We start from the raw sequence: 1,205 nt of genomic DNA, 5'->3' as shown, positions 1-1,205 counted from the left end.
TGAGGAGGATTAATAATGGGAAAAGCAAAATATGAAAGAACTAAACCACATGTTAACGTTGGAACAATAGGACACGTTGACCATGGTAAAACAACATTAACAGCAGCAATAACAGCAGTATTACATGAAAGACTTGGATTTGGAGAATCAACAGCATTTGACAACATAGATAAAGCTCCAGAAGAAAGAGAAAGAGGGATAACAATATCATCAGCTCACGTTGAGTATGAAACAGAAAACAGACATTATGCACACGTTGACTGCCCAGGCCATGCTGACTATGTAAAGAACATGATAACAGGAGCAGCACAAATGGATGGAGCGATACTAGTAGTATCAGCAGCAGATGGACCAATGCCACAAACAAGAGAGCACATCTTATTATCAAGACAAGTTGGAGTACCACAAATAGTAGTATTCTTAAACAAAGCAGATATGGTAGATGATGAAGAATTAATAGAATTAGTAGAAATGGAAGTAAGAGAATTATTATCAGAATATGAATTTGATGGAGATGACATTCCAGTAGTAATAGGATCAGCTCTAAAAGCATTAGAAGACCCAAGTGGTGAGTGGGGAGATAAGATCATGGAATTAATGGAATCAGTAGATGAAACAATTCCATCACCAGAAAGAGAAGTAGACAAAGACTTCTTAATGCCAGTAGAAGATGTATTCTCAATTACAGGTAGAGGAACAGTAGCAACAGGAAGAGTAGAAAGAGGAGTACTAAAAGTACAAGATACAGTAGAATTAGTAGGTTTATCAGATAGTGCAAGAGAAGTAGTAGTAACAGGAGTAGAAATGTTTAGAAAGTTACTAGACCAAGCACAAGCAGGAGATAATATAGGAGCACTATTAAGAGGTGTACAAAGAGATGATATTGAAAGAGGTCAAGTATTGGCGAAGCCTGGTTCAATAACACCACATACAAAATTCAAATCAGAAGTATATGTATTAAACAAAGAAGAGGGTGGAAGACATACACCATTCTTTAACGGATACAGACCACAATTCTATTTTAGAACAACGGACGTTACAGGTTCAATTCAATTAGATGAAGGCGTAGAAATGGTAATGCCAGGAGATAACGCACAATTTACAATTGAACTTATCACACCGATAGCAATGGAAAAAGGACTTAAATTTGCTATACGTGAAGGTGGAAGAACAGTTGGAGCTGGAGTAGTTAGTGAGATAATAGA

General features: G+C 36.8%; 1 protein-coding gene. It reads left to right on the top strand.

The window, feature by feature from the left end:
* Positions 1–15: 15 nt before the first annotated feature.
* Positions 16–1,205, top strand: a 1,190-nt coding sequence (gene tuf / locus D3Z33_RS16430) for an elongation factor Tu (protein WP_160198856.1), incomplete at its 3' end; no start/stop codon positions are given.

Source organism: Senegalia massiliensis (assembly GCF_009911265.1).
Lineage (GTDB): Bacteria > Bacillota > Clostridia > Tissierellales > SIT17 > Anaeromonas > Anaeromonas massiliensis_A.
Note: the sequence above shows the minus strand (reverse complement) of the source record. Positions and strands in the feature narration are given on the sequence as shown.